The organism is Streptomyces sp. GL_141, assembly GCF_057834385.1.
Window position 1 is genome coordinate 4,237,536 of sequence record NZ_CM174402.1, and the last position, 26,052, is coordinate 4,263,587.

General features: G+C 69.6%; 22 protein-coding genes. 8 read left to right on the forward strand and 14 right to left on the reverse strand.

The genetic code is table 11. From position 1 onward, the window contains the following. Positions 1 to 80 precede the first annotated feature (80 nt). Positions 81 to 698 carry a GNAT family N-acetyltransferase gene (locus AC3IX6_RS18480; protein ID WP_250738631.1) on the forward strand — a complete coding sequence of 206 codons (618 nt, stop codon included), beginning with the start codon at positions 81 to 83 and terminating at the stop codon, positions 696 to 698. A gap of 107 nt (positions 699 to 805) precedes the next feature. Here AC3IX6_RS18480 and trxA read toward each other — a convergent pair whose 3' ends face one another. The 7 genes from trxA to AC3IX6_RS18515 all read right to left on the reverse strand — a co-directional run bounded on the left by trxA (position 806) and on the right by AC3IX6_RS18515 (position 10,301). After that, positions 806 to 1,144, reverse strand: coding sequence for a thioredoxin (trxA, locus tag AC3IX6_RS18485; RefSeq protein WP_266906852.1), 339 nt, complete (start codon positions 1,142 to 1,144; stop codon positions 806 to 808). Positions 1,145 to 1,197: 53 nt separating this feature from the next. Beyond that, positions 1,198 to 2,157, reverse strand: coding sequence for a thioredoxin-disulfide reductase (gene trxB / locus AC3IX6_RS18490; RefSeq protein WP_489371210.1), 960 nt, complete (start codon positions 2,155 to 2,157; stop codon positions 1,198 to 1,200). 123 nt (positions 2,158 to 2,280) lie between these two features. Then, positions 2,281 to 3,234 carry an anti-sigma factor family protein gene (locus tag AC3IX6_RS18495; RefSeq protein ID WP_489371211.1) on the reverse strand — a complete coding sequence of 318 codons (954 nt, stop codon included), beginning with the start codon at positions 3,232 to 3,234 and terminating at the stop codon, positions 2,281 to 2,283. Beyond that, on the reverse strand, positions 3,231 to 3,932 hold the full coding sequence (gene sigM / locus AC3IX6_RS18500; protein WP_489371212.1) for an RNA polymerase sigma factor SigM: 702 nt from the start codon (positions 3,930 to 3,932) through the stop codon (positions 3,231 to 3,233). The genes AC3IX6_RS18495 and sigM overlap by 4 nt, the downstream gene beginning before the upstream one ends. Positions 3,933 to 3,961: 29 nt before the next feature. Next, positions 3,962 to 5,689 carry a protein kinase family protein gene (locus tag AC3IX6_RS18505; RefSeq protein ID WP_489371213.1) on the reverse strand — a complete coding sequence of 576 codons (1,728 nt, stop codon included), beginning with the start codon at positions 5,687 to 5,689 and terminating at the stop codon, positions 3,962 to 3,964. A gap of 117 nt (positions 5,690 to 5,806) precedes the next feature. Further along, positions 5,807 to 7,984 carry a murein biosynthesis integral membrane protein MurJ gene (murJ, locus tag AC3IX6_RS18510; protein WP_489371214.1) on the reverse strand — a complete coding sequence of 726 codons (2,178 nt, stop codon included), beginning with the start codon at positions 7,982 to 7,984 and terminating at the stop codon, positions 5,807 to 5,809. A gap of 46 nt (positions 7,985 to 8,030) precedes the next feature. After that, entirely contained in the window at positions 8,031 to 10,301 is a 2,271-nt protein-coding gene (locus AC3IX6_RS18515; RefSeq protein ID WP_489371215.1) for a DUF6049 family protein, read from the reverse strand. Between the two features lie 187 nt (positions 10,302 to 10,488). Here AC3IX6_RS18515 and AC3IX6_RS18520 point away from each other — a divergent pair, with 187 nt between their 5' ends. Further along, the gene (locus tag AC3IX6_RS18520; protein WP_489371216.1) at positions 10,489 to 11,955 is read left to right on the forward strand and encodes a CCA tRNA nucleotidyltransferase; all 1,467 of its coding nucleotides are present in this window, start codon (positions 10,489 to 10,491) and stop codon (positions 11,953 to 11,955) included. An 85-nt stretch (positions 11,956 to 12,040) separates the two neighbouring features. On the opposite strand, the gene AC3IX6_RS18525 is transcribed toward AC3IX6_RS18520, so the two are convergent. The 3 genes from AC3IX6_RS18525 to AC3IX6_RS18535 all read right to left on the reverse strand — a co-directional run bounded on the left by AC3IX6_RS18525 (position 12,041) and on the right by AC3IX6_RS18535 (position 15,160). Beyond that, a complete protein-coding gene (locus tag AC3IX6_RS18525) occupies positions 12,041 to 13,321 on the reverse strand; it encodes an MFS transporter (protein ID WP_489371217.1) in 1,281 nt (426 codons plus the stop codon). Between the two features lie 104 nt (positions 13,322 to 13,425). After that, positions 13,426 to 14,508 carry an inositol-3-phosphate synthase gene (locus AC3IX6_RS18530; RefSeq protein ID WP_250738618.1) on the reverse strand — a complete coding sequence of 361 codons (1,083 nt, stop codon included), beginning with the start codon at positions 14,506 to 14,508 and terminating at the stop codon, positions 13,426 to 13,428. A 49-nt stretch (positions 14,509 to 14,557) separates the two neighbouring features. Then, a complete protein-coding gene (locus AC3IX6_RS18535) occupies positions 14,558 to 15,160 on the reverse strand; it encodes a PadR family transcriptional regulator (protein WP_250738617.1) in 603 nt (200 codons plus the stop codon). A gap of 275 nt (positions 15,161 to 15,435) precedes the next feature. Between AC3IX6_RS18535 and AC3IX6_RS18540 the strand changes: the two genes are divergently transcribed. After that, complete coding sequence (locus AC3IX6_RS18540; protein ID WP_489371218.1) at positions 15,436 to 17,979, forward strand: transglycosylase domain-containing protein; 2,544 nt, start codon at positions 15,436 to 15,438, stop codon at positions 17,977 to 17,979. 89 nt (positions 17,980 to 18,068) lie between these two features. Continuing rightward, positions 18,069 to 19,529 carry a glycosyltransferase family 87 protein gene (locus tag AC3IX6_RS18545; RefSeq protein WP_489371219.1) on the forward strand — a complete coding sequence of 487 codons (1,461 nt, stop codon included), beginning with the start codon at positions 18,069 to 18,071 and terminating at the stop codon, positions 19,527 to 19,529. Position 19,530: 1 nt separating this feature from the next. On the opposite strand, the gene AC3IX6_RS18550 is transcribed toward AC3IX6_RS18545, so the two are convergent. The 3 genes from AC3IX6_RS18550 to AC3IX6_RS18560 form a co-directional block, all read right to left on the reverse strand. Continuing rightward, on the reverse strand, positions 19,531 to 20,562 hold the full coding sequence (locus AC3IX6_RS18550; RefSeq protein ID WP_489371220.1) for an alanine racemase: 1,032 nt from the start codon (positions 20,560 to 20,562) through the stop codon (positions 19,531 to 19,533). Positions 20,563 to 20,629: 67 nt separating this feature from the next. Beyond that, on the reverse strand, positions 20,630 to 21,748 hold the full coding sequence (locus tag AC3IX6_RS18555) for a lipid II:glycine glycyltransferase FemX (protein ID WP_266879257.1): 1,119 nt from the start codon (positions 21,746 to 21,748) through the stop codon (positions 20,630 to 20,632). A gap of 129 nt (positions 21,749 to 21,877) precedes the next feature. After that, positions 21,878 to 22,192 (reverse strand): hypothetical protein, encoded by a 315-nt coding sequence (locus AC3IX6_RS18560; protein ID WP_422523529.1) that lies wholly within the window; start codon positions 22,190 to 22,192, stop codon positions 21,878 to 21,880. A gap of 250 nt (positions 22,193 to 22,442) precedes the next feature. On the opposite strand from AC3IX6_RS18560, the gene rpsF reads away from it, so the two are divergent. The 4 genes from rpsF to rplI all read left to right on the forward strand — a co-directional run bounded on the left by rpsF (position 22,443) and on the right by rplI (position 24,153). Then, positions 22,443 to 22,733, forward strand: coding sequence for a 30S ribosomal protein S6 (gene rpsF / locus AC3IX6_RS18565; RefSeq protein WP_015034882.1), 291 nt, complete (start codon positions 22,443 to 22,445; stop codon positions 22,731 to 22,733). A gap of 72 nt (positions 22,734 to 22,805) precedes the next feature. Further along, positions 22,806 to 23,408 (forward strand): single-stranded DNA-binding protein, encoded by a 603-nt coding sequence (locus AC3IX6_RS18570; protein WP_243331151.1) that lies wholly within the window; start codon positions 22,806 to 22,808, stop codon positions 23,406 to 23,408. A 43-nt stretch (positions 23,409 to 23,451) separates the two neighbouring features. After that, positions 23,452 to 23,688 carry a 30S ribosomal protein S18 gene (gene rpsR / locus AC3IX6_RS18575; RefSeq protein ID WP_005315025.1) on the forward strand — a complete coding sequence of 79 codons (237 nt, stop codon included), beginning with the start codon at positions 23,452 to 23,454 and terminating at the stop codon, positions 23,686 to 23,688. A gap of 18 nt (positions 23,689 to 23,706) precedes the next feature. Then, positions 23,707 to 24,153, forward strand: coding sequence for a 50S ribosomal protein L9 (gene rplI, locus AC3IX6_RS18580; protein WP_243331152.1), 447 nt, complete (start codon positions 23,707 to 23,709; stop codon positions 24,151 to 24,153). A gap of 157 nt (positions 24,154 to 24,310) precedes the next feature. On the opposite strand, the gene AC3IX6_RS18585 is transcribed toward rplI, so the two are convergent. Then, the gene (locus AC3IX6_RS18585; protein WP_489371221.1) at positions 24,311 to 25,648 is read right to left on the reverse strand and encodes an MATE family efflux transporter; all 1,338 of its coding nucleotides are present in this window, start codon (positions 25,646 to 25,648) and stop codon (positions 24,311 to 24,313) included. Positions 25,649 to 26,052 lie beyond the last annotated feature (404 nt).

Sequence of the window (26,052 nt, forward strand, 5' to 3'; positions counted from 1 at the left end):
GTGCCGGTGTGAGCCGGTGCGGCCCGCCCCTTTGCCTTGTTGCGGTTTCGGGTGATTCGAGCTGTGGATACGATGCGGTCATGGGTCGTCGGCTGGTACCTCTCACGCTGGACAACCTTCAAGACCTGCCCCGGCGTTGCCGGTCCTGTGTCTTCTGGGAGCTGGACCCCGTCAGCGGCGAGGCGGCCGTGAAGGCGGGAAATCCTGCCGAGGAGAAGGAGGCGTGGATCTCCGCCGTCCTCCTGGAGTGGGGCTCGTGCGGCCGGGTGGTCTACGTGGACGAGGTTCCCGTGGGCTTCGTTCTGTACGCGCCGCCGGCGTACGTGCCGCGTGCGACGGCGTTCCCGACCAGCCCGGTGTCCCCGGACGCCGTGCAGCTCATCACCTCGTGGATCATGCCGGGGTATCAGGGCCAGGGGCTGGGGCGGGTGATGGTCCAGACGGTGGCGAAGGATCTGCTGCGCAGGGGGTTCCGGGCGATCGAGGCCTTCGGCGACGCGCGGTGGGACGGTCCGGCCTGTCTGCTGCCGGCGGACCACCTGCTGGCCGTGGGGTTCAAGACGGTGCGCCCGCATCCGACGCGTCCCCGGCTGCGGTTGGAGCTGCGGTCCACGCTGTCGTGGAAGGAAGACGTGGAGCTGGCCCTGGACCGGCTGCTGGGCGCGGCACGGAAGGAACCGGCGCTGCGTCCGCTGTGAGACGGGAGCATCCTCGTCCCGGGCCGGCCTGACATGCGGACGGGGCCGCCCCTGGCAGGGGGCGGCCCCGTGTCACGCGTTCGCGTCCGGTCCCGGACGCGGGTGCGTCAGGCCTTGATGGTGACGAAGCCGTCGAGGTCGCGCAGGATGGCGGCCTTCGGCTTGGCACCGACGATGGTCTTGACGACCTCGCCGCCCTGGTAGACGTTCAGGGTCGGGATGGACATGACGCCGTACTTGGCCGCCGTCTCCGGGTTCTCGTCGATGTTGAGCTTGACGATCTCGATCTCGTCACCGTACTCGGAGGCGATGGCCTCGAGGGACGGGGCGATCTGGCGGCACGGACCGCACCAGGCGGCCCAGAAGTCCACCAGGACGGGCTTGTCGCTCTTGAGGACGTCGTCATCGAAGCTTGCGTCGGTGACGGTCTTGAGGGTGCCGGCCACAGCGGCCTCCTTCTTTTCCTGCGGGGAGTGGGGTGTGGTGCTGCTTGAGGGTGTCAGACCGCTGCGTGCGTCTTCTCGGCGTCCGCGAGGGCGGCGAGGAAGCGCTCGGCGTCGAGGGCCGCGGAGCAACCGGTGCCCGCGGCGGTGATGGCCTGACGGTAGGTGTGGTCGACCACGTCGCCCGCGCCGAACACACCGGTGAGGCTGGTGCGGGTGGAGGGGGCGTCGACCAGGAGGTAGCCCTCCGCGTCCAGTTCCAGCTGGTCCTTGAACAGCTCGGTGCGCGGGTCGTGGCCGACGGCGATGAAGAGGCCGGTCACGGGCAGCTCGGAGGTCTCACCGGTCTTGGTGTTGCGCAGGGTGAGGCCGGTGAGCTTCTGCTCGCCGTGGATCTCCGCGACCTCGCTGTCCCAGGCGAACTTGATCTTCGGGTCGGCGAAGGCGCGGTCCTGCATGGCCTTGGAGGCGCGCAGGGAGTCGCGGCGGTGGACGATCGTGACGGACTTGGCGAACCGGGAGAGGAAGGTGGCTTCCTCGATCGCGGTGTCACCGCCGCCGATCACGGCGATGTCGTGGTCCTTGAAGAAGAACCCGTCGCAGGTCGCGCACCAGGAGACGCCGCGGCCGGAGAGGGCGTCCTCGTTGGGCAGACCGAGCTTGCGGTGCTGGGAACCGGTGGTCACGATCACGGCCTTGGCGCGGTGCACGGTGCCGGCGGTGTCGGTGACGGTCTTGATCTCACCGGTGAGGTCCACGGCCACGACGTCGTCCGGAATCAGCTCGGCGCCGAAGCGCTCGGCCTGGCCGCGCATGTTGTCCATGAGGTCCGGACCCATGATGCCGTCCTGGAAGCCGGGGAAGTTCTCGACCTCGGTGGTGTTCATCAGCGCGCCACCTGCGGTGACGGCGCCTTCGAAGACCAGGGGCTTGAGCGAAGCGCGTGCGGTGTACAGGGCGGCCGTGTAACCGGCCGGCCCGGAGCCGATGATGATCACGTTTCGAACGTCGCTCACGGGTTGATTCCTCGTCTCTGCGGACTGCCTGCTGCCTACCGGGGGGCCGGTGTGAACTCTCACCCCACCCAACGGATCCTACGGCGCCCGCATTCCCGAGTCGTCCTCCCGGGTTCCCGGCTGTCAGGTCCTCGGGTAGGTACGGGTGAGCAGAGGCTTTCCGGGAACGGCCGAGGGGTCGGTGACGCAGGCGGAGCCGACGAGATAGGCGTCCACGGAGGTGGTGTCACCGGGGTGGGGCAGGACGACGAGGAAGACGTCCTTGCCCTCGTAGGTGCCGGACTCGAATCCCAGGGGGGTCTCGGTGCGGCCGGTGGCTTCCTGTACGCAGGCGGGGGGCCTGGGCGCCACGCCGTCGGCCGGGGCGAGGCTCGGTTCGGACGGAGGGCTGTTCTCCACTCCGAAGGTGTTGTTCCCCTCCCCCGCCGCCTTGTCTCCGCGGGCGCCGGACGCGAGGAGCTGGCGCACCGTGCCGGGGAGCCCCTGCGCGGTGTACTCGGGCGTGCCGGACCCGGACTGCGCGGTGGACGCGTCGCTCCGCGCGGACATGTCCTGGGCGGGGCGGTCGCCGGACATCAGGCCGAACACCAGGATGCCGGCGGTGCACGCCGCGAGCAGTCCGCCCGCGAGGGCGATCCGGCGGCGTGCGCGGCGCCGTCCGGGGCCGGTTGCGCCGACCGGGTGACCGGAGGGCCGTGGGGCGCCTCCTTCACCGGGCGGGGCGGCGGGTGTTTCACGTGAAACACCGGGACCGGCGGGCTCGTCGGCCGCCCGGGCGGTGTGGTCGGGCGCGGGCTCCCGGTGCGGGGCGGTGGCGTCGAGGAGTGCTTCGGCGGCGAGGGCCGCGTCGATCCGGCCGGCGATGTCGGCGGGCATCCGGGCGGGCCCGGGCAGGGTCCCGAGCAGGGCCCGGATCTCCTCCAGAGAGGCGCGGACGTCCGCACACAGGGGGCAGTCGCCGAGATGGCTGCGTACCTCCGCCGTGCGGGACGGGGAGAGGAGGCCTTCCGCCAGCTCGGAGATCTCCGAGACGTCGGGGTGCCCGATCGTGCCGGTCGCGCCGGTTGTGGGGTTCACGCTCGTCCACCTCCGCCCTTCACTGCATTGGGATCCGGGGCCGTGTCCCCGCGGTCTGCCGCCGGTGGGACGGTTGTCCCCGGTGTCCGGTTCCTTCCCCGCTCGGTATCGGTGTTATCCCCGGTATGCGTGCGCAGATGAGTGAGGAGCGGGACGAGTTTGGCCCTGCCGCGTGCGCAGCGGCTCTTCACGGTGCCGACGGGGACGTCGAGGATGCGGGCGGCCTCGGCGACGGGGTATCCCTGCATGTCGACGAGGACCAGTGCCGCCCGCTGATCGGCCGGGAGGGTGCTCAGGGCGGCCAGTAGCTGCCGGTGGAGGTCCTGGCGCTCCGCGGGGGCCTCGGCGGACTCGTGGGGCTCCAGAAGGCGCTCCAGGCGGTCCGTGTCGTCGAGGGGGGACGTCCTGCGGGAGGCGGCTTTGCGGGCCCGGTCCAGGCAGGCGTTCACGGTGATGCGGTGCAGCCAGGTCGTGACGGCGGATTCGCCGCGGAAGGTGTGCGCGGCCCGGTAGGCGGAGACGAGGGCGTCCTGCACGGCGTCCGCGGCTTCCTCCCGGTCGCCGAGGGTGCGCAGGGCCACGGCCCACAGCCGGTCGCGGTGCCTGCGCACGAGCTCACCGAAGGCGTCCGGGTCTCCGGCGGCGTGCAGCGACAGGAGCTCCTGGTCGCTGCGGCCGCCGGGTGTGGCTTCGTCCAATGCCGGCCCCCTCCCCTGCTGTCCGTCCGTCAGCCCGTGAACTTCACGTCCGTGATGGCTTGCTTGTACCCGGCTCCGGTGTAGCTGTCGGCGGGCGCCATGGGCATCGCGGTGATCCAGAGGAGGACGTACCGCGTCTTGACCGGCTTATCCGCGGTCAGGGCGAAGCTGGTGTTCGAGGTCTTGGCCGTGGCGATCCTCGGCATGGAGGCGATCTTGGCCGACGGGTTCAGGGAATCGACCGCGTAGAGCGTGGTGGTGGTGTGGTCCCCCGCGAACCGCAGCTCTATGGAGGCGCTGCTGACCTCGTGTTCGGCGCCGAGGTCGTAGACGATGCCGACGCCGGACTTGTACTCCTTCTTCAGGTCGGGGCCGTCGAAGTAGGACTTGGTGCGCCAGTACGTGGAGGAATCCCCGTCGAAGGTGTTCTTGACCTTCGAGGGGTCCTGGTCGTTGCCGTCCACGGTGTGCTCGCGGGCATCGGAGATGGCGAGGGGAACGGGTACCGGCTTCGACGAGGTGTCGTCGGCCTCTTCGTGGCTGGTCTGGCTGCCGCTGGTGCTGCCCTGGTTGCTCCGGTTGAGCAGGGTGTCGGCGAGCTGCCAGCTGCCCAGACCGAGGGCGGCGATCAGCAGGGCGGCCACGCCCCACTTGAGGACGCGCCCGGTACGGCTCTGCAGGGGCGGCGGCGGGGGGACGACGGTGAGGACCTGCGCGGTGGGCATACCGGGGCCCTGGGGCCTGCCGTAGCTGCCCTGCTGGTACGTGGTGTGCTGGTACTCCGGAGGCGCGGTGAAGGTGGGCTCCGGCGGCCGGATGCGGGGCATCGCGGCCACGGCCTTGGAAAGCTCTTCCGGGGTGGTGCAGGCGGGTTCCTGCCGCGAGGCGGTGGCCCCGTCGTTGGCGAGGGCGCGCATGGCCAGCTCGGCCAGCCCCCGGTGCACGCCCGCGCGGACCTGGTCGGGGGCGATCAGGCCGACGCCCTTGGGCAGGCCGGTGAGGCCGTAGGCGTCGTTCTCGTACGGCCAGCGCTGGGTGAGCGAGGCGTACAGGAGGGCGCCGATGGCCTCGGTGTCCGAGCGCTGCGGGGTTTCGCTGGTGATGCCGCGCAGGGCGGCGTTCACGGCGAGGCCCCGGATGCGGTACTGGCCCGTGGAGGTGCGCAGTATCGCGCTGGGGGTCAGGCGCAGGTGCGCCAGGCCCTCGCGGTGCGCGGCGGCCATGGCCTGGGAGACCTGGCTGACGAGTTGGTAGGCCTCGTGCGGCTCCATGGGGCCCGCGGCGAGGACCGCGGTGAGCTCCGTGGCGTCGGGGAGCCATTCGTGGACGACGTAGACGAGGTCGTTCTCCTCCACGGCGTCGAGGACCTGGACGAACCGGGGGTCGCCGAGCAGGGCCGAGGAGCGGGCCGCGGCCAGGACGGCGCGGGCCCGGGCGTGGTCGGCCGGCAGGAGGTGGACGCCCACGGCCCGGCGCAGCTTCTCGTCCATCGCACGCCAGCTGCTGAATCCGTCCAGACGGGTGACGCATTCTTCGAGCCGGTAGCGTCTGGCCAGTTTGTGGCCGCTGTGCAGCTCGGGCGCGGCAGCGGGTACCGGGTTCCTGCGTTCGCCGTCCTTCTCGGGCATGGTTCCGTCCGCGGCTTGTCCGTTCTGGATGTCCACCCCGTCGGCCGTGGCCTGGGCCGTCTCCGCGGCCAGCGGCTCGTCGCCGCTGTTGTCGGCCACGTCGACGGCAGCCGTGCTACGTTCCGCCACCGTCGTCCCCGCCTCCCCATCCGTTGCGCGCTGTCGGCCAGTCTGCGAAGCCAAGCCAATTGTGCCCACAGTCCACCGATCTGCACGACACGCCAGAGGACGGGATGGTTGTACGCATCAGCGCCCCAGGCGCCCGCGGACCATCCCGACCATGGCGTTGAGTTCTTCGATGCGCATCCGCTTGGCGGCGACGAGGAACACCGCCGCCAGGGAGATGCCGCCGGCCACCAGGGCGGTGAGGGAACCGAGGGCTCCGCTGCCGATGAAGTGCAGGACGGCGAAGGCGACCGCGCCGGCCACGGCGGCGGCGGGTACGCAGGCGCCGATGAGCCGGGTGTAGGTGCGCATCACGTGCGCTCCGTCGAGATCGCCGCCGAGGCGGGTGCGCAGTCGGCGCCACGCGACACCGACGCCCACGGCGTAGCCGAGGCCGTAGGCGGCGGCCATGCCGACGACGGCCCAGCGGGCGGGGAGTACGAAGAAGGCGACGGCGGACATGCTCGCGTTGACGGCGGCCACGATGACCGTGTTGTAGAAGGGCGTCCGGGTGTCCTCGTAGGCGTAGAAGCCGCGCAGGACCACGTACTGGACGGAGTAGGGGATCAGCCCGAGGCCGAAGGCCATCAGGATGAAGCCGATGTTCTGGGCGCTCTCGGTGCCGGAACCGGCGTAGAGCAGGCCGGCCATGGGGACGCCGAGGGCGAGGAACGCGAAGGCGCAGGGCACGATCGCGACGGCCGAGGTGCGCAGTCCGTAGGAGATGTCGTCACGGACGGCGGCGGCGTCGCCGTCGTGCGCGGACCGGGAAATGCGCGGCAGGACGGCGGTCATGACGGAGACGGTGATGATGGCCTGCGGCATCTGCCAGAGCAGCAGGGCGTAGTTGTAGCCGGTGATGCCGGTACCGCCGTGGCCCTGCTTGTCGGCCACCTCGCCCGCCCAGGTGGCGAGCTGGGTGACGACGATGAGGCCGAGCTGGTTGGCGAGGACGAAGAAGAACGTCCACTTGGCCAGGCCGGCGGCCTTGCCGAGGCCGTGGCCCTTCCAGTCGAACCGCAGGCGCGGCTTGAAGCCGGCGTCGCGCAGGTAGGGAAGCATCGCCAGGGACTGGACGACGAGGCCGAGCAGGGTGCCGAGGCCCAGGAGCCGGACGCCTTCGGGGGTGATGCCGGCCTCGGTGACGCCCGTGGTGGTGAAGCCGCCGAAGGCCCAGATGAAGGCGCCGAAGGTGGCGATGACGACGATGTTGTTGAGGACCGGGGTCCACATCATCGCGCCGAACCGGCCGCGGGCGTTGAGGATCTGACCGAGGACCACGTGCACGCCCATGAAGAACATGGTGGGCAGGCAGTAGTGGGCGAAGGCGACGGCGACGTCCAGCCGCTGCGGGTCGTCGGCGATCTTCTGCGACATCATGCCGATGAACAGCGGGGCCGCGAGCACACAGACGACGGTGACGGCGCCGAGCAGGACCATGACGAGGGTCAGCAGCCGGTTGGCGTACGCCTCTCCCCCGTCCTCGTCGTTCTTCATCGCGCGCACGAGCTGCGGGATGAAGACGGCGTTGAGGGCGCCGCCGCCGACCAGGACGTAGATCATCGTCGGCAGGGTGTTGGCGACCTGGTAGCTGTCGTTGAGGGTGGCGACGCCGATCGCCCCGGCGATCACCAGGGTCCGCATGAAGCCGGTGATGCGGGAGACGATGGTGCCGGCGGCCATCAGGGCGCTGGACTTGAGCAGGCTGGAGGCGCGTCCGGCGGGCTTGCTCGGTGCCGGGGCGGCAACGGGCGCGTCCTCGGCGGGCGTCCGGGGCGCCGCGTCCTGGTCGCGGTAGAGGTGCGCGAAGGCGTCGGGGCGGGGGTCCTGGTCGGCGGCCTTGGTCACGAGGGAGTCCACGCCGACGAACTGCGTGGTCGTGGCGTGGTCGCCGTAGGGAAGGTGCCGGGAGGGGCCGTCCGGCTCGGGCGGCGGGGTCTGGGCCCAGACCCGCGGGTCCGGGGAGTAGGAGGGGGCCGGCGGGGCCGCGTAGAGCGGACCGGGCTCCTGGAAGGTGCCCGGCGGTGGCGGCGGGTGCGAGGCCCGGTCGTACAGGACTTCGGCCACCGGGTCCTGGGCGGAGAGGTCCTGCGCCCGGTACGGGTCGTAGGCGTAGGCGTCCTGGACATAGGGGTCGTGGTCCGGCGCTGGCGCGGGCGCGGGAACCTGTCCCGGCACCGGGGCGCCGGGGGCAGTGCCCTGGGCGGGCGCGGGCCCGCCAGTGCCCTGCGCGCGGTCACCTTCGTACGGCGCGTTCATCGAAACCCCACCTCATCGTCCCCAGGCCGACCGGCCACGGCATCGCTCAACGGTCCACTGTCTCACCCGTGCCGGACGGGTCCGCGCTTTGCGGTCCGGTGTCCGGGGACTCGTCACTCTGCTGCGTGTTCTCCTCGGCGGCGGCGCGTGCCGCGACACGCTTGCGGGTGGCGTACATCTTGATGCCGGCCAGCACGAGGAGCAGTACACCGCCCGCGATGACGAGCATGACGGTCGGGGTCACCTCGGTGGCTTCGACGGTGAACTTGCGGGCCTTGCCGTAGGGCACGCCGTCGGTGGTGAAGAGCTGGGCCGTCACCGAGACGGGGCCGCTCGCGGTGGCGTTGGCGGGGAACTTCACGGTCTGGCTGTGCCCGCCCTGGATGGCGACTTCCTGCTGGGCCTCGCCGCTGTCGCCGAACATCAGCCGGGTCGGGTTGGCGGACTGCAGCCGCAGGACCAGGTTGTGGGTGTCCTGGACGAGGCTGTTCTGGACGGTGACCGGGATGGTCGCGCTGTGTCCGGAGAGCGTCGCGTCGGACTTGGGGATGATCTTGACCTTCTCGGTGAGCCGGATCAGGTACTGCTGTACCTGGTCCCGGTAGGCCCGCGCAGCGTCGGGGCGGCCGCGCCAAGAGGAGGACATCTCCCGGTTGGTGGTGTTGCCGAAGGGGATCTCGACGCGGTCGGGCGCGGTCAGGATCACCTTGAAGTGGTCGAGGGTGTTCTCGGTGGTGCGGATCTTCTCGAAGGCGGAGACCGGCAGTTCCTGCTTGCTCAGCGCCTCGGGGTACTGGCCGGCTCCCGGGACCTGGGTGGCGGCGCGGGGGTCGGGAGTCGCGGCGGCCGCCGCCTCCAGGTCCACGCCCTGGCTCCAGCGGCCCGACTGCAGACCCCGGATGGCGGCGGCCATCGTCTGTGCCTGGCTGGAGCTGGGCATCCGCTGCGGAGTGACCACGAAGCTGCGCTGGTTGCCGGTCTTCTGCAGGTTCAGGGCGAGGGTCTGGGCGAGGAACTGCTGCACCGCGAGGGTGGAGTTCCCGGCGCGGAGCATGTCGCCCTGGAACGCGGTGGAGAGGTCGGCGTCGGCGACGACGGCCGTGGTGCCCGCGCCGATGGGCCGCGCGGCCGACGGGGTGTAGCCGAGGGCGCCGGTCTCCTGGAGGCTGTCGCTGCGGGTGAGGACGTTGTGGGCACCGGCCGATGTGGCGACGTTGACGATCGCCGGGTCGATCGCCCCGTCCACGGGCCAGGAGAAGTCGGTGCTCGCGGGTACGTGCAGGACCGTCTCGACGGCGTCCTTCGCCTTGTCGGTGGCCGGCCGCAGCTGTCCCAGGGTGCCGGAGACGTCCTTGCCGCGGTGGGCGAGCGAGGCGATGTCCGGATCCGCGAAGGGCAGTGCGACGACCTTCTTGCCCTGGACGGCGCTTTCCAGCGCGCTCAGCCACTGCTCGGCGACGGCCTTGTTCTTGCCCTGGACGGTCTTGCCGTCGGGGGTGCGGATCCGGTAGCCCTTGGTCATGGCGTCGACGGTGTAGAGCAGGTCCGGATCGATGACCCAGGTGATGGGAAGGTCCTTGCCGAGGGTGACCATCTGCTCCAGGCGGCCGCCGGTCCTCAGCTCGTCGGCGAGGCTGTCGTCGAGGAAGACGGGGGTCTGCAGCTCGTCCGAGCCGGTCTCCGAGGTCAGGTGCGTGGTGGAGATCAGCGGCCAGGCGTACGCGAGCTGGGAGCGCTTGGCGGCCGGCTCCGGCTGCCAGGGCAGGAAGGTCCGCTTGATGCCGAGGACCTGCTCGTACTGGCGGCTCTCGGTCTCCCCGGACACCGAGACGCCGAGCTGGTAGACGCCGTCCTCGTCCAGGTCCAGCTTGTTCACCGGAACCTTCAGGGTGAACGGCTGGCTGACCTTCGAGGGCAGCGAATCGATCTTCACGGCGAACTCGGGGCCGACCTCCGCCGGGTCGGTACCCGCCCGGAATCCGCCGCGCTCCGCGGCCTCTTCGATGGAGCTGCGGTCCCCCAGCGCCGGCCCGACCCGCAGACCCACGTGCGCGTCGGTGATCTTCTCGGAGCCGTTGTTGATCACGGTGCCCGAGATGGTCAGGGTGTCGCCCTTGACCGGTGCGCTCGGCGCCAGGCCGTCGAGCTGGACGTCGACGGCGGCGGCGGCCGTCTCGGCGGCCTGCGCTTCGGGTACGTGCGAGTAGACCAGGCCGGCGAGCACCGGTGTCCCGGCGAGCAGGACGACCGCGCGCCGCAGCCAGCGTCGCCGGGCAGGAGCGAGGGACGCCCCCTGGATGTCTGCCGCCTCGGCCAACGCGCTCGCCCGTCCCTCGGAGTGTCAGTGGTCGTCGTTTGTGCGTCCACGCATGGTAACGAGGCCCGCTGTGCGCGAGTGCCGCGCCTTGCTCCACATGATCGGGCCCGCCCCGGAGCGGCCGCGGGCCGGGGTGGCCGCAAAACACGGGAGCTCGCGGCGGGCCGGGCACGTACCCTTTTCTGTTGTGCCGAACGCCAACGAAGACAACCCCACTGTCCTGAATCACGGGCAGGCCCGCGCAGTGAGCGAACTGCTGCGGATCGCCCCTGTCGCCGACGAGCTCGGCCGCCGTTTCCAGGAGGCGGGTTTCCGCCTCGCCCTGGTCGGCGGGTCCGTCCGCGACGCGCTGCTCGGGCGCCTCGGCAACGACCTCGACTTCACCACCGACGCCCGGCCCGAGGACGTTCTCAAGATCGTCAGGCCGTGGGCCGACTCGGTCTGGGACGTCGGCATCGCCTTCGGCACGGTCGGTGCGCAGAAGGACGCCCGCGTCGGAGACGCTCATAGAAGCTTCCAGATCGAGGTGACCACGTACCGCTCGGAGTCCTACGACCGGACCTCGCGCAAGCCCGAGGTCTCCTACGGCGACTCCATCGAGGAAGACCTCGTCCGCCGCGACTTCACGGTGAACGCGATGGCCGTCGCGCTCCCCGACAAGGTGTTCGTGGACCCGCACGGCGGTCTGGAGGACCTCCGGGAGGGCGTGCTGCGCACCCCGGGCACGGCCGAGGACTCCTTCTCCGACGACCCGCTGCGGATGTTGCGGGCGGCGCGGTTCGCCGCGCAGCTCGACTTCGAGGTCGCCCCGGACGTGGTGGCGGCGATGACGGAGATGTCCGGCCGCATCGAGATCGTCTCGGCCGAGCGGGTCCAGGGCGAGCTGAACAAGCTCCTGCTGTCCGCACACCCGCGCAAGGGCCTGGGCCTCCTCGTGGACACGGGGCTGGCCGAGCACGTGCTGCCGGAGCTGCCGGCGCTGCGGCTGGAGAGCGACGAGCACCACCGGCACAAGGACGTCTACGACCACTCGCTGATCGTGCTGGAGCAGGCGATCGCGCTGGAGGAGGACGGCCCGGACCTGGTGCTGCGGCTCGCGGCCCTGCTGCACGACATCGGCAAGCCCCGGACCCGCCGGTTCGAGAGCGACGGACGGGTCTCCTTCCACCACCACGAGATGGTGGGCGCGAAGATGACCAAGAAGCGCATGACCGCGCTCAAGTACTCCAACGACATGGTCAAGGACGTGTCCCGGCTGGTGGAGCTGCACCTGCGCTTCCACGGGTACGGGGACGGGGAGTGGACCGACTCGGCCGTGCGGCGCTACGTCCGCGACGCCGGTCCGCTGCTGGACCGCCTGCACAAGCTGACCCGCTCCGACTGCACCACGCGCAACAAGCGCAAGGCGAACGCGCTCTCCCGCACCTACGACGGGCTGGAGGAGCGCATCGCCCAGCTGCAGGAGCGGGAGGAGCTGGACGCGATCCGGCCCGACCTCGACGGCAACGAGATCATGCGGGTCCTCGACGTGGGCCCGGGCCCGGCGATCGGCAAGGCGTACGCGTTCCTGCTGGAGCTGCGGCTGGAGAACGGCCCCATGGAGCACGACGCGGCGGTGGCCGCCCTCAAGGAGTGGTGGGCCACTCAGGCCTGAGGACAGGTCTGGCAGACAGGCCTGAGGGCTCGGACGCCCGATGTTTCACGTGAAACATCGGGGCGGGGAGTCGGTCGTACTGCGGTCAGGGCGATGTTTCACGTGAAACATCGCCCTGACGCACGAGGAGTGCCGCGGTCGCCGCGTAGAGCAGGGACACCCCGAGGATCAGGGGAACGGAGTGCCCGTCGAGCGGGAGCACGAGGGCGGCCACCCCGGCGGCGCCGACGAAGGCGGCGTTGAAGAGCACGTCGTAGACGGAGAAGACGCGGCCGCGAAAGGCGTCGTCCACCTGGGACTGGACGACGGTGTCGGTGGAGATCTTGGCCCCCTGAGTGGCCAGGCCCAGGACGAAGGCGGCTGCCAGCATCGGCCCGGGTGCGAAGAACAGGCCGAGCGCCGGCACCAGCACCGCGGCGCCCGCGGCGCACAGGGTGATGGTGCCGAGGGCCCCCAGCCGGCCCACCAGCCAGGGAGTGACGACGGCGGCCGCGAAGAACCCGGCCCCGGAAACGGCGACCGTGACGCCCAGCAGGGCGAGCCCGTCGGCCTCGTTGTCCGACCAGGCGTAGCGGCAGAGCATGAGCAGCGTGACGAACAGGGCTCCGTAGCAGAACCGCATGACGGTCATGGCGGTGAGCGCCCGGGCCGCCTCGCGCCGGGAGGCCAGGTGGCGCAGGCCCTCGGCCAGGCCCCGCACGGTGAGGGCGACCCCCTGGACGACCGTCGGGTTGATCCGACCGGGAGGGTGGTCGGGCCCGAGGAGATCCAGGGCCAGGCGCAGGGAGACCAGGGCCGCGCACAGGTAGAGGCCGGCTCCGAGGAGGACGACCAGGGCGTCGGAGTCGTCGGCCAGTACGCGGACGAGGAAGGCCAGTCCCCCGCCGGCGACGGCGGCGAGCGTTCCCGCGGTGGGTGAGAGGGCGTTCGCGGTGACCAGCTGGCCGGGTCCGACGACCCGCGGCAGGGAGGCGGCGAGTCCGGCCAGGACGAAGCGGTTGACCGCGGTCACGGACAGGGCCGAGGCGTAGAAGAGCCAGTCGGGGACGTGCGCGACGATCAGCATGCCGGTGACGCAGGCGAGGAAGGCCCGCAGCAGGTTGCCGTAGAGGAAGACCTGGCGGCGGCGCCAGCGGTCCAGCAGGACTCCCGCGAAGGGGCCGATCACCGAATAGGGCAGCAGGAGTACCGCCATGGCCGAGGCGATGGCCGCGGGCGAGGCCTGCTTCTCCGGGGAGAAGACGACATAGGCGGCCAGTGCGACCTGGTAGACGCCGTCGGCGGCCTGGGAGAGGAGGCGTACGGCGAGCAGGTTGCGGAAGTCCCGCAGACGCAGGAGTACGCGCAGATCACGTACGACAGCCATGAGGGAAAGGGTCACACACGCGGAGGGTCCCCGGGCACATTGCCCGAGGACCCTCCGCGGAAGAGCTTCCGAAGTCCAGGTGTCCTTGCGGACGCCGGGTTCGACTAGCGCTCGACCTCGCCCTTGATGAACTTCTCGACGTTCGCGTAGGCCTCGTCGTCGAAGTACTGCACCGGCGGGGACTTCATGAAGTAGCTCGAGGCCGACAGGATCGGGCCACCGATGCCGCGGTCCTTGGCGATCTTCGCGGCGCGCAGGGCGTCGATGATGACACCGGCGGAGTTCGGGGAGTCCCACACCTCGAGCTTGTACTCGAGGTTCAGCGGGACGTCACCGAAGGCGCGGCCTTCGAGGCGGACGTAGGCCCACTTGCGGTCGTCGAGCCACGCGACGTAGTCGGACGGGCCGATGTGGACGTTCTTCTCGCCGAGCTCGCGGTCGGGGATCTGCGAGGTGACGGCCTGAGTCTTGGAGATCTTCTTCGACTCGAGGCGGTCGCGCTCCAGCATGTTCTTGAAGTCCATGTTGCCGCCGACGTTGAGCTGCATGGTGCGCTCAAGACGGACACCGCGGTCTTCGAACAGCTTCGCCATCACGCGGTGCGTGATGGTGGCGCCGACCTGCGACTTGATGTCGTCGCCGACGATCGGGACGCCGGCCTCGGTGAACTTGTCCGCCCACTCCTTGGTGCCGGCGATGAAGACCGGGAGGGCGTTGACGAAGGCGACCTTGGCGTCGATGGCGCACTGGGCGTAGAACTTCGCCGCAGCCTCGGAACCGACCGGCAGGTAGCAGATCAGGACGTCGACCTGGCGGTCCAGGAGGGTCTGGACGATGTCGACCGGGGTCTCGGCCGACTCCTCGATGGTCTCGCGGTAGTACTTGCCCAGACCGTCCAGGGTGTGGCCGCGCTGAACGGTCACGCCCGCACTCGGGACGTCACAGATCTTGATGGTGTTGTTCTCGCTGGCGCCGATGGCGTCCGAAAGGTCGAGGCCGACCTTCTTCGCGTCGACGTCGAACGCGGCGACGAACTCGATGTCGCTCACGTGGTAGTCGCCGAACTGGACGTGCATCAGACCGGGGACCTTGGCCGCCGGGTCGGCGTCCTTGTAGTACTCGACGCCCTGCACCAGCGAGGCGGCGCAGTTGCCTACGCCGACGATGGCTACGCGAACCGAACCCATTCCGGTTGCTCCCTGTTTGTTCTCGGACGAGGCCTGCGAGATGCAGACCTCACTTTGCAGTTTCGTCGGACGGACCGGGTCGTCTCTGATCCCGTCCCGCCCGCTCACTCTCGATGAGCTCGTTCAGCCAGCGCACTTCGCGCTCCACGGATTCCATGCCGTGGCGTTGCAGCTCGAGCGTGTAGTCGTCGAGCCGCTCGCGTGTGCGAGCCAGCGAGGCGCTCATCTTCTCCAGGCGCTCCTCAAGGCGGCTGCGACGGCCTTCCAGTACCCGCATGCGTACGTCTCGTTCGGTCTGGCCGAAAAAGGCGAAGCGGGCGGCGAAGGACTCGTCCTCCCAGGCATCGGGGCCCGTGTGGGAGAGGAGCTCCTCGAAGTGCTCCTTACCTGCTGCCGTCAACCGGTAGACGATCTTGGCGCGGCGCCCTGCGAGTGAAGCGGCGAGAGCGTCTTCCGGGGCATTGCCCGGCTCTTCGATCAACCAGCCGTTGGTGACGAGCGTCTTGAGGCAGGGGTAGAGCGTCCCGTAGCTGAACGCTCTGAACACCCCCAGCGAGGTGTTGAGCCGCTTGCGCAGCTCGTAACCGTGCATGGGGGATTCGCGAAGCAGGCCGAGAACAGCGAACTCGAGGATGCCTGAGCGCCTGCTCATCCGCCTGCCCTTTCCCCCGCCTCGGAGTCTTTATGTCGAGCTGATGTATCGGCTCGATACATCCAGACGATAGAACGGGTAGCCGTCAGCTACAAGTGGTGACACGGTGACCGGCGTCACATCACTGATTTGCGCGAGGCAAGTTGCCTGATTTGGGGTGACCTTCGGCACTGATTGGCTTTTGCGCGTGCGTAGTCTGTGCGCCATGACACCGGGGGGACCGGAACTCACCTGCCGCTTCCAGGCCACTCGCCTGCCCGAGGAGTAGTCGTTCGATGAGCGAGCACCGCCGCAAACCGCAACAGCCCCAGGGCGGCGGCCGCGCCGCCGCCCGCAAGGCCGCCCAGCAGCGCCCCGCCAGGGGCGCCGGTTCCGGGCGCGACGTCCCCACCGCGTCACCCAGCGGTCCGTATGGGCAGCAGCCGGGGCACGGCAGCCGGTCGGACGCCCGGAGATCCTCCGGCCGCGCCCCGGCGGGACGGGGCAGGGGCGCCGCGGGCGCCGGCCGCCCCAAGCGGTTCATCAACTATCCGCGCGGCGAAAAGGTCGGCTGGAAGCGCTTCGTCCCCTCCTGGAAGTTCGTCTGCGGCACGGCCCTGGGCTTCTTCGCGATCATCACGGCAGGCGCCGGCATCGGCATCGCCATGGTGAACAAGCCCGACGCGAACAAGACGGCCGATGCGCAGAACAACGTCTTCTACTGGTCCGACGACACCCAGATGGTCGCGACCGGCGGCTCCGTGAACCGCCAGATCGTCCCCATCGGGAAGATCCCCCGGTCGATGCAGAACGCCGTGATCGCGGCGGAGAACGAGTCCTTCGAGTCGGACAAGGGCGTCGACCCGATGGGCATCGCCCGCGCCGTGTGGAACATGGCCAAGGGCGGATCCACCCAGGGCGGCTCGACGATCACCCAGCAGTACGTGAAGAACACCTACCTCGACTCCGACCAGACGCTCAAGCGGAAGGTCACCGAGCTCTTCATCTCGATAAAGCTGGGTGTGAGCGAGGAGAAGAACACGATCCTCGCCGGCTATCTGAACACCGCCTACTACGGTCGTGACGCCTACGGGATCCAGGCGGCCGCGCGCGCCTACTTCGGTAAGGACTGCGACCAGCTGACCCCCTCCGAGAGCGCCTTCCTCGCCGCCGTGCTCAAGGGCCCGAACCTCTACAACCCCGACGGCGGCATCGGCTCCGCGGCCACGCCCGAGGCGAACAAGGACCGGGCGGTGAAGCGCTGGGCCTGGGTGCTGGACCGTGAGGTCGAGGTGGGCCGCATGCAGCAGGCGGAGCGGGACCAGTTCAAGGAGTTCCCCGCCCTGATCGAGGCTCCCGAGGCCGCCGGCATGTCCGGCCAGATCGGCTACCTGGTCGAGACGGCCAAGCTGTACATGCTGAAGACCAACGGCATCAAGGTCGAGGACCTGGCCAAGGGCGGCTACCGGATCTACACCACCTTCGACAAGACGAAGGTGGACGCGATGGTCAAGGCCGTCGAGGGCACCCGCGACGGGCTGATCGACGAGAAGAAGCGGCCCGACACCGACACGTTCGTACAGTTCGGCGCGGCCTCGGTGGACGTGAAGACCGGAGCCCTCGTCGCCCTGTACGGCGGTCCCGGCATCGACAAGAAGCACTTCAACAACAACGCCAACACCTCCGGCGTCCAGGTCGGCTCGACCTGGAAGCCGTTCGTACTGGCGGCGGCCATGCAGTACGGCACCCAGAACTCCAAGGGCAAGGGGATCTCGGTCGACAGCAAGTACCAGGCGAACGACCTCACGGTGATCAACAACCGTGCGGGCCAGCCGCTGCGCGACGGCTCCGGCAAGCCGTTCAGGCAGAAGAACGAGAACCCGGCCCCCTTCGGCTTCGTGACCCTGAACGAGGCGATGGAGAAGTCCATCAACGTCCCCTTCGCCCAGCTCGTCTTCGACGTCGGCCACGACAAGGTGAAGCAGGTCGCCGAGTCGACCGGCATCCTGAAGGAGTCCTTCGACCCGAACGACAACGCCTCCTTCGCGCTGGGCACCTCGACCCCCAGCGCCATCCGGATGGCCGACTCGTACGCCACCTTCGCCGCCTCCGGCACCCACCACGACCCGTACTCGGTGCGCAGCGTCAAGAAGGACGGCAAGGACGTCCCCGGCTTCGAGGCGCCCAAGGCGGAGCGGGCCATGGACAACTCCGTCGCGGACAACATCACCAAGGTCCTGAAGAACGTCGTCGAGAACGGCACCGGCACGAAGGCCAAGAAGCTCGGCCGGCCCGCCGCGGGCAAGACCGGTACCACCGACAAGAACATGTCGGCCTGGTTCGTCGGCTACACCCCCGAGCTGTCCACCTCCGTGGCGCTGTTCCGCTCGGACCCCAGCGCGGAGAAGAAGGAACTGATCTCGATGAGGGGCGTGGCGGGCATCCCCTCCCTCCACGGTGGTGACATCCCGGCCGAGATCTGGACCAAGTACATGAAGGAGGCGCTGAACGGCGTCCCGGAGTCGGACTTCCCGGAGCCCGACGACCTCGGTGTGGTCGCGGACGCCTCCGGCGCTCCCTCGCCCTCCCCCTCCATGTCCCCCTCCCCCTCGCCGTCCCCGTCGAACTCGCCGTCCCCGTCCCCGTCTCCCAGCCCGAGCCCGTCGCGCACCGGCGGCAAGCCGACCTGCAAGCCGTGGGCCATCTGCGATCCGGACCCCAGTCCCAGCCCGTCGCGGTCCCCCTCGCCCTCGCCCAGCAAGACGGGTGGCGGCCGGCCGGGCGGCACGACGAACGGCGGGACCGGAGGCTTCCCGATAGGGGGCTCCACGGGCGGCTGACCGGGCGCCCACGACACGGCAGGAGAGGGCCGTCGCACCGAGTGCGACGGCCCTCTCCCATGTGCGGCGCCGTACGGCAGGATGTGCGCATGACGAAGGTGCACGAGGACAGCCCCGTACTGCCCACTCAGCAGGACGAGGTGGCCGCCGCGGGGAGCGAGCTCATCGGCGGCCAGCTGGGCCGCTACGCCCGGCTGGGCGGCCACTGGCTGACCCCGGTGCGGGTCGTCGTGCTCGTCGCCCTGGGGATGTTCGCGCTGGGCATGGTGCAGAAGCTGCCCTGCTACGACTGGGCGTGGTTCCGCGGGGCCGGCTCCCAGTACACCCACGCCTGCTACTCGGACATCCCGCACCTCTACGTGGTCCGCGGCTTCGCCGACGGCCTCACCCCGTACTTCGACCGGATCCCGGGCGACATGCAGTTCCTGGAGTACCCGGTGCTCACCGGGCTCTTCATGGAGATCGCCTCCTGGATGACCCCCGGCAGCGGCTCCATGCAGCACCGGGAGCAGATGTACTGGATGGTCAACGCGGGCATGCTGATGGTCTGCGCCGCCGTGATCGCGGTGTGCGTGGCCCGTACCCACCGCCGGCGGCCGTGGGACGCGCTGCTCTTCGCCCTCGCACCCGCCTTCGCACTCACCGCGACCATCAACTGGGACCTGCTGGCCATCGCCCTGACCGCCGCCGCGATGCTCATGTGGTCGCGGGGCCGGGCGGTGTCCTTCGGTGTCCTGATCGGCCTGGCCACCGCGGCCAAGCTCTATCCCGTCCTGCTCCTCGGGGCCGTGTTCGTGCTCTGCTGGCGGGCCGGGAAGTGGCGTGCCTTCGGCGACGCGGTCGGTGGCGCCGTGGTCGCCTGGCTCGTGGTGAACCTGCCCGTGATGCTCTTCGCCTGGGAGGGCTGGCAGAAGTTCTACACCTTCAGCGAGGAGCGGCCCATCGACTTCGGATCCGTGTGGCTGCTGATCTCCCAGCGCTCCGGAAATCCCCTCGAAGGCGCCAACACCTACGCGACGGGCATGACGCTGCTGCTGTGCGCGGGCATCGGCCTGCTCACGCTCGCCGCGCCCCGCCGCCCCCGCTTCGCGCAGCTGGCCTTCCTGCTGGTGGCAGCCTTCATCCTCGTCAACAAGGTCTACTCGCCCCAGTACGTGCTCTGGCTCATCCCGCTCGCCGCGCTGGCCCGGCCGCGCTGGCGGGACTTCCTGATCTGGCAGGCCGGCGAGGTCGTCTACTTCCTGGGGATCTGGTTCTACCTCGCCTACACGACCAGCGGGGACAAGCACCAGGGCCTGCCTCTGGAGGGCTACCAGCTGGCGATCACGGCCCACCTGCTGTGCACGCTCTACCTGTGCGCGGTGGTCGTACGCGACATCCTGCTGCCCGAGCGGGACGTGGTGCGGCGCGACGGTTCGGACGACCCCTCCGGGGGCGTCCTGGACGGCGCCGAGGACGTCTTCACGCTCTCGCGGACCGCGAAGGCGCCGCGGGACGCGGCGCCTTCGGAGGGTCAGCGGGTGGACTGGGGCGCGCGCCCCGGGGAGTGACTCAGGCGTCGAGCACCCGGTCGAACTGCGTGGTGGTGTGGCGCAGGTGCGCCACCAGCTCGTCGCCGACCTTCGGCTCGGGAGAGTCCGACGGCACGAACAGGATGGACACCTGCATGTGCGGCGGCTCGGCGAACCAGCGCTGCTTGCCCGCCCACACGAACGGCGACAGGTTCCGGTTGACGGTGGCGAGTCCGGCGCGGGCGACGCCCTTGGCGCGCGGCATCACCCCGTGCAGGGCCTTGGGGGCCTCCAGGCCGACTCCGTGGGACGTGCCGCCGGCGACGACGACCAGCCAGCCGTCGGAGGCGGCCTTCTGCTGCCGGTAGCCGAAGCGGTCGCCCTTGGAGACGTGGGTGACGTCGAGCACCGCGCCGCGGTACTCGGTCGCCTCGTGGTCGCCCAGCCACAGCCGGGTCCCGATGCGGGCCCGGAAGCGCGTCTGCGGGAACTGCTGCTGCAGCCGCGCCAGCTCCGAGGCCTTCAAGTGGCTGACGAACATGGTGTGCAGCGGCAGCCGGGCGGCGCGCAGCCGGTCCATCCAGCCGATGACCTCCTCGACGGCGTCCGAGCCGTCCGGGCGGTCCAGCGGCAGGTGGAGGGCGAAGCCCTCCAGCCGGACGTCCTCGATCGCCGAGTGCAGCTGGCCGAGCTCCTGCTCGGAGATCCCGTGCCGGCGCATCGAGCTCATGCACTCGATGACCACACGGGCGCCGACCAGGCCGTGCACCCCGTCCAGCGAGGACACCGAGCGGATGACCCGGTCCGGCAGCGGCACCGGGTCCTCACCGCGCCGGAACGGGGTGAGGACGAGCAGGTCACCGCCGAACCAGTCCTTGATGCTTGCGGCCTCGTAGGTCGTGCCGACGGCGAGGACGTCGGCGCCCATCCGGGTCGCCTCCTCGCAGAGCCGCTCGTGACCGAAGCCGTAGCCGTTGCCCTTGCAGACGGGGATCATCCCGGGGAACTGGTCCTGGATCTGCTTCTGGTGCGCACGCCAGCGCGCGGTGTCGACGTAGAGCGTGAGCGCCATGCCCGTCCGGAGCCTCTCTCGAAAAGCTGCGTGGTGCAGCGGTGCGGTGTGTGTGGATGGGGCGGGTTCAGCGACGCGACATGTAGATGTCGAGTGCCTTGTGCAGCAGCTTGTTGAGCGGGAAGTCCCACTCGCCGACGTACTCGACGGCCTCGCCGCCCGTGCCGACCTTGAACTGGATCAGCCCGAACAGGTGGTCGTTCTCGTCCAGGGTGTCACTGATGCCGCGCAGGTCGTAGACGCTTGCGCCGAGCGCGTAGGAGTCGCGCAGCATGCGCCACTGCATCGCGTTCGAGGGACGGACCTCGCGCTTGTGGTTGGCGGAGGCGCCGTACGAGTACCAGACGTGCTGGCCGACGGTGAGCATCGTGGCGGCGGCCAGCGGCTCCCCCTCGTGCGTGGCGATGTACAGCCGCATCCGGTTGGGGTCCTCGGAGTTGAGGGCCGTCCACTGGCGCTGGAAGTAGCTGAGCGGGCGCGGGCGGAACTTGTCGCGCTCGGCCGTGACCTCGTACAGCTTCTGCCAGGTCGGCAGGTCGTCGTAGCCGCCCTGGACGACCTCGACGCCGGCCTTCTCGGCCTTCTTGATGTTGCGGCGCCACAGCTGGTTGAAGCCCTTGAGGACGTCGTCCAGCGAGCGGTTGGCCAGCGGTACCTGGAAGACGTACCGGGGCTGGACGTCGCCGAAGCCGGCTCCGCCGTCCTCGGCCTGCTGCCAGCCCATCCGGCGCAGCTTGTCGGAGACTTCGAAGGCGCGGGGCTCGATGACGGAGGCCTCCACGTCGCGCAGGCGCTTGACCTCCGGGTCCTGGATACCGGCCTTGATGGCGGTCGAGTTCCAGCGGCGGATGACGACGGGCGGGCCCATCTTCACGGTGAAGGCGCCCTGCTGCTTGAGGTGCGCCAGCATCGGCTGGAGCCACTCTTCGAGGTTGGGGGCGTACCAGTTGATGACCGGGCCCTCGGGGAGGTACGCGAGGTACCGCTTCACCTTGGGCAGCTGTCGGTACAACACGAGTGCGGCGCCGACGAGTTCGCCGGACTGGTCGAACCATCCGAGGTTCTCGGAACGCCACTCGTTCTTCACGTCGGCCCACGCCGGGACCTGGCAGTGGCTAGCCGAGGGCAGGCTCTGGAGGTAGCCCAGGTGCTGCTCTCGGCTGATGGTCCTCAGGGACAGGCTCATGCGGGGCGTCTCCTCGGCGGCTTCGCTGGCTATGGCGCGAAGCCTACTGCGACGGGGGCGCCACCCATCTGGGGGACAGGCCGTGCCTGGGCCGGTGGGAGGCCGGCGCCCCGTCGCGGAGGCACCCGGTCAGCCCAGCCAGCCGCCGAAGAGACCGCCGTGCGCCATGCCGAGGAAGAAGCCGATGGCAGAGGCTCCGAGGCCGATGATCAGTGCTGTGCGTTCGCGTGTCGTGGCGGAGATGAACTGCCCGTAGAGCCCGGTGACGATCCCGATCAGCCCGGTCCACGAGCTGAGCAGGTGCAGATGGTGGAAGAAGCCCGTGACGAACGCCACGGCGCCGAGGATCAGGGTGACGGCCACCAGGGTGTCCTGGAGCGGATGGGGCTTGCCGTCGGTCGCGAAGAGCGAGATGGAGGACTGGCGTCGCATTGCCTGTGCCATCGGAAGGCACCTCCTGGCTGCAGCAGAGCGGTGCTGCGGGCTTCCTCCGGCAGGGGCCGAAGGCATAGCACCGAGCACACCCGATGCATACAGATTGTCGTCTCCTGGTGCCGGATTTCAACCGGAAGGAGTCGAGGAGGTAGTCTGTACAGCTGCGCGGTGTCTGCTCTGCAGATGCCGTGCGCACGCATCACGACCCTCCTGCCACGGAACGACCGTGGCCGCTGAGTCCAAAGGAGGTGGGTTCCACATGCGTCACTACGAAGTGATGGTCATCCTCGACCCCGATCTCGAGGAGCGCGCTGTCTCCCCGCTGATCGAGAACTTCCTTTCTGTCGTCCGTGAGGGCAACGGAAAGGTCGAGAAGGTCGACACCTGGGGCCGTCGTCGTCTCGCTTACGAGATCAAGAAGAAGCCCGAGGGCATCTACTCGGTCATCGACCTCCAGGCCGAGCCTGCGGTCGTCAAGGAGCTTGACCGACAGCTGAACCTGAACGAGTCGGTTCTCCGGACCAAGGTCCTCCGCCCCGAGACCCACTGAACTTCGGTTCAGCGGTAATCGGGACCGAGTAGCACAGCAGCCCAGCAGCAATCCCCGCCGAGAGGTTCATCCATGGCAGGCGAGACCGTCATCACGGTCGTCGGCAATCTCGTCGACGACCCCGAGCTGCGCTTCACCCCCTCGGGTGCGGCGGTCGCGAAGTTCCGTGTCGCGTCCACTCCCCGCACCTTCGACAAGCAGACCAATGAGTGGAAGGACGGCGAAAGCCTGTTCCTGACCTGCTCGGTCTGGCGCCAGGCGGCTGAGAACGTCGCCGAGTCCCTCACGCGGGGCATGCGCGTCATCGTGCAGGGCCGGCTGAAGCAGCGGTCGTACGAGGACCGTGAGGGTGTCAAGCGCACGGTCTACGAGCTGGACGTCGAGGAAGTCGGCCCCAGCTTGAAGAACGCCACGTCCAAGGTCACCAAGACCACTGGTCGCGGTGGTCAGGGTGGATACGGCGGCGGTGGCGGCGGTCAGCAGCAGGGCGGCGGCGGTGGCAACTGGGGCGGAGCCCCCAGTGGCGGCGCCCCCCAGGGCGGCGGAGCTCCCTCCGACGACCCCTGGGCGTCCAGTGCGCCGGCCGGCGGCCAGCAGCAGGGCGGCGGCGGTGGCGGTTGGGGCGGAAGCTCCGGCGGCTCCGGCGGTGGCTACTCGGACGAGCCGCCCTTCTAGGGCAGCTCGCACCCCCACTTCTTGATTTCACAGGAGAGACACAATGGCGAAGCCGCCTGTGCGCAAGCCTAAGAAGAAGGTCTGCGCGTTCTGCAAGGACAAGACCGCGTACGTGGACTACAAGGACACGAACATGCTGCGGAAGTTCATTTCCGACCGTGGCAAGATCCGTGCCCGCCGCGTCACCGGCAACTGCACGCAGCACCAGCGTGACGTCGCCACGGCTGTGAAGAACAGCCGTGAGATGGCACTGCTGCCCTACACGTCCACCGCGCGATAAGGAAAGGGTGACCGAATAATGAAGATCATCCTGACCCACGAGGTCTCTGGCCTCGGCACCGCCGGCGACGTCGTCGACGTCAAGGACGGCTACGCCCGCAACTACCTGGTCCCGCGTGGTTTCGCGATCCGCTGGACCAAGGGTGGCGAGAAGGACGTGGCGCAGATCCGCCGCGCCCGCAAGATCCACGAGATCGCGACGATCGAGCAGGCCAACGAGTTCAAGGCCAAGCTCGAGAACGTCAAGGTCCGTCTGGCCACCCGCGCGGGTGACGCCGGTCGTCTCTTCGGTTCCGTCACGCCCTCCGACATCGCCACGGCGATCGAGGCGTCCGGTGGCCCGAAGGTCGACAAGCGCCGCGTGGAGCTGGGCTCCCCGATCAAGACCCTCGGCTCGTACCAGGTCTCCGTGCGTCTGCACGCTGACGTGGCCGCGACCGTCGGCATCGAGGTCGTCGCCGCCTAAGGGCTGCGCATGAAGGGCCGCACCCCTGTGGGGGTGCGGCCCTTCTTCGTTGTTTCACGTGACCCATGTTTCACGTGAAACAACGGCTCGCCGACTGGTCCGCCGTCGTTGTTTCACGTGAAACATCGCCCCGGGGCTGTCCCGGAGCTGCCGAGGTCTAGCGTGTGGCTCCGGCGACCAGCCAGCGGCCCGAGCGGGCCCGCAGCTGGAGGGTGACCATCCGGACCAGCATCATCAGGGTCATGGCGCACCAGAGGGCCGTCAGCCCGCCGCCCAGGGCCGGTACGAGCAGGGCGGCCGGGGTGAAGACGGCGAGGGTCAGCAGCATGGCCCAGGCCAGGTAGCGCCCGTCACCCGCGCCCATCAGGACGCCGTCGAGGACGAAGACGATGCCGGAGACGGGCTGTGAGACGGCCACCACGAGCAGGGCCGGGAGCAGGGCGTCCTCGACGGCGGGGTCGCTGGTGAAGAGCGGGATGAACACCGGGCGGGCCGCGATCACGAGGAGGCCCAGGACGATGCCGGAGGCGATCCCCCACTGCAGCATGCGGCGGCAGACGGCCTTGGCCCCCTCGGTGTCGCCCGCGCCGAGGTAGCGGCCGATGATGGCCTGCCCGGCGATCGCGATCGCGTCGAGGGCGAAGGCGAGCAGGCTCCACAGGGCGAGCAGGATCTGGTGGGCGGCGATGTCGGCGTCCCCGAGGCGTGCGGCCACGGCGGTCGCGATCAGCAGGACGGCCCGCAGGGACAGGGTGCGGACCAGCAGGGGCGCACCGGCCTGCGCGCAGGCCCGGATGCCCTCGGCGTCGGGCCTCAGGGAGGCGCCGTGCCTGCGGGCGCCCCGGACGACCACGACCAGGTAGGCGGCGGCCATGGCGCACTGGGCGATCACCGTGCCCCAGGCGGAGCCGGCGATGCCGAGGCCGGCCCCGTAGACGAAGGCGACGTTCAGGGCCCCGTTGAGGGCGAAGCCGCCGATCGCGACGTAGAGCGGGGTCCGGGTGTCCTGGAGGCCGCGGATGACACCGGTGGCGGCGAGCACCACGAGCATCGCGGGAATGCCGAGGGCGGAGATCCGCAGGTAGGTGATCGCGTACGGGGCGACGGTGTCGGAGGCCCCGAAGAAGGAGATCAGGGTGGGCGCCGTGGGCAGCACGAAGGCGACGACGGCCGCGCCGAGGAGCAGGGCGAGCCAGATGCCGTCCATGCCCTGCCGGATGGCGGCCTGGAGGTCGCCCGCGCCGACGCGGCGGGCCACGGCCGCGGTGGTGGCGTAGGCGAGGAAGACGAAGATGCTCACGGCCGTGGTGAGCAGTGCGGCCGCGATGCCGAGACCGGCCAGCTGGGGTGTGCCGAGGTGCCCCACGATGGCGCTGTCGGCCAGCACGAAGAGGGGTTCGGCGACGAGGGCGCCGAAGGCGGGGACGGCGAGTGCGAGGATCTCGCGGTCGTGCCGTCTCGGGGCAGCCTTCGGTGCGGTGGGGGCCTGTCTCATGTGCTCAATCTAATCTTCCACAGGTAATGGATGCAAGGCTTCTAGGACCCTTACCGATACGCCGATTCGAGCGTTCGTCCCACCTCATTGGAGGCGATCTCGAGACAGTGGCGAAAAATTTTCTCCCCCACAGTCGACGGGGGAAGAAATGCCAGGTCAGGCGGGGTAAGTGGGTGGGTCAGGTGATTTTGTCCACAGCACCGTCCCCCGGTCCGTGCACAGCTTCCGGGGAGTTACCCACAGCATTGGCGCCGTCATCCACACCTCATCCACACAGCCTGTGGATAACAAGATTGGCTGACGTCGCTCCCGGGCCTACCGTTGGTCGTTGTCCGACTCGCCGAGAGCCGATTCGGGTGCCCCAAATGTCAGAGCCGTGTCGTAGAAAGAGTGACACGGCAAGG

Excerpts from the sequence above, each read along its gene's own strand:
- AC3IX6_RS18555 (WP_266879257.1), bottom strand. The coding sequence starts at position 21,748 with ATGAGCCTGTCCCTGAGGACCATCAGCCGAGAGCAGCACCTGGGCTAC.
- murJ (WP_489371214.1), bottom strand. The coding sequence starts at position 7,984 with ATGAACGCGCCGTACGAAGGTGACCGCGCGCAGGGCACTGGCGGGCCC.
- AC3IX6_RS18530 (WP_250738618.1), bottom strand. The coding sequence starts at position 14,508 with ATGGGTTCGGTTCGCGTAGCCATCGTCGGCGTAGGCAACTGCGCCGCC.
- AC3IX6_RS18570 (WP_243331151.1), top strand. The coding sequence starts at position 22,806 with ATGGCAGGCGAGACCGTCATCACGGTCGTCGGCAATCTCGTCGACGAC.
- AC3IX6_RS18585 (WP_489371221.1), bottom strand. The coding sequence starts at position 25,648 with ATGAGACAGGCCCCCACCGCACCGAAGGCTGCCCCGAGACGGCACGAC.
- AC3IX6_RS18480 (WP_250738631.1), top strand. The coding sequence starts at position 81 with ATGGGTCGTCGGCTGGTACCTCTCACGCTGGACAACCTTCAAGACCTG.
- AC3IX6_RS18535 (WP_250738617.1), bottom strand. The coding sequence starts at position 15,160 with ATGAGCAGGCGCTCAGGCATCCTCGAGTTCGCTGTTCTCGGCCTGCTT.
- AC3IX6_RS18560 (WP_422523529.1), bottom strand. The coding sequence starts at position 22,192 with ATGGCACAGGCAATGCGACGCCAGTCCTCCATCTCGCTCTTCGCGACC.
- rpsF (WP_015034882.1), top strand. The coding sequence starts at position 22,443 with ATGCGTCACTACGAAGTGATGGTCATCCTCGACCCCGATCTCGAGGAG.
- AC3IX6_RS18545 (WP_489371219.1), top strand. The coding sequence starts at position 18,069 with ATGACGAAGGTGCACGAGGACAGCCCCGTACTGCCCACTCAGCAGGAC.
- AC3IX6_RS18550 (WP_489371220.1), bottom strand. The coding sequence starts at position 20,562 with ATGGCGCTCACGCTCTACGTCGACACCGCGCGCTGGCGTGCGCACCAG.
- AC3IX6_RS18540 (WP_489371218.1), top strand. The coding sequence starts at position 15,436 with ATGAGCGAGCACCGCCGCAAACCGCAACAGCCCCAGGGCGGCGGCCGC.
- AC3IX6_RS18525 (WP_489371217.1), bottom strand. The coding sequence starts at position 13,321 with ATGGCTGTCGTACGTGATCTGCGCGTACTCCTGCGTCTGCGGGACTTC.
- rpsR (WP_005315025.1), top strand. The coding sequence starts at position 23,452 with ATGGCGAAGCCGCCTGTGCGCAAGCCTAAGAAGAAGGTCTGCGCGTTC.
- rplI (WP_243331152.1), top strand. The coding sequence starts at position 23,707 with ATGAAGATCATCCTGACCCACGAGGTCTCTGGCCTCGGCACCGCCGGC.